The sequence below is a fragment of the Segatella copri genome (genome assembly GCF_003465495.1).
In the GTDB taxonomy this organism is placed as follows: domain Bacteria; phylum Bacteroidota; class Bacteroidia; order Bacteroidales; family Bacteroidaceae; genus Prevotella; species Prevotella copri_G.
In genome coordinates this window covers 1-733 of sequence record NZ_QSAV01000117.1, presented here as the reverse complement: position 1 = coordinate 733, position 733 = coordinate 1, and the positions used below count along the sequence as shown (strand labels likewise).

The following is a 733-nucleotide window of genomic DNA, read 5'->3' as shown; positions in this document are numbered from 1 at the left end:
TAATGTCTTTTTTCGAAAACCTACCCGTCCTTCCTTACCGTTAAGGAAGGCTCCACCTCTCATCTCGGTCTTCTCCCCTCAGGGAAGAAGAGGGAAACCGCCCTACTCGGTGCTCGGAACCGCTTCGCTATAAGGTTGGCGGACCATCAAAGGTCTTCGCCATAGTTATGCGGGCTGGGACCGCCAGGGGATAGCTGTTTACAATTAATAATTTACAATTTATAGTTTGCTGTTTGTAGTTTACTGTTTATTCGGGGGAAATTGGCTGATGAGTTGCAGAATTATTGCTTTTTTCTTGGTGGTTTCGAAGAAAAAGCGTAATTTTGCGGAAAAGTTTAACGTTTAAAATTATAGGTTATGGCAACATTAACTATACAAGTGGAAGATAATAGTGTTATGGCTGGACTCAAGAAAGTTCTTGAGGCAATGAAAGGCGTTGTGATTGTTCCTAATCATCAGAAAAGCATGTCAGGGATAGAAGAAGCAATGGATGATATTCGTCATGGTAGAGTGACAGAGTATGAAAGTGCTGATGATATGTTTGAAAAGTTGGGAATATGAAATACAGAATCATAGCTACCAGTCGCTTTGAAAAGGATGTAAAGCGTTGTAAAAAACGTAATCTTCCAATGGAAAAGCTAAAGAAAGTAATTCGATTACTTGAAGAGACTGGAAAATTACCTCCTGAATATGTAAATCACCGTTAGCCCGTATGGCGGTACCTATATAATAT

Annotated in this window: 2 protein-coding genes; both read left to right on the top strand. The window is 40.0% G+C overall.

From position 1 onward, the window contains the following. The first annotated feature begins 357 nt into the window (after nt 1-357). Nucleotides 358-561, top strand: a complete 204-nt coding sequence (locus tag DWV53_RS15325) for a hypothetical protein (protein ID WP_006849455.1) — start codon at nt 358-360, stop codon at nt 559-561. After that, nucleotides 558-707 carry a type II toxin-antitoxin system YafQ family toxin gene (locus DWV53_RS15320; RefSeq protein WP_118155471.1) on the top strand — a complete coding sequence of 50 codons (150 nt, stop codon included), beginning with the start codon at nt 558-560 and terminating at the stop codon, nt 705-707. The genes DWV53_RS15325 and DWV53_RS15320 overlap by 4 nt, the downstream gene beginning before the upstream one ends. The last annotated feature ends 26 nt before the right edge of the window (nt 708-733 follow it).

Coding starts and splice junctions, on each gene's coding strand:
- DWV53_RS15325 (WP_006849455.1), top strand. CDS start 358: ATGGCAACATTAACTATACAAGTGGAAGATAATAGTGTTATGGCTGGA.
- DWV53_RS15320 (WP_118155471.1), top strand. CDS start 558: ATGAAATACAGAATCATAGCTACCAGTCGCTTTGAAAAGGATGTAAAG.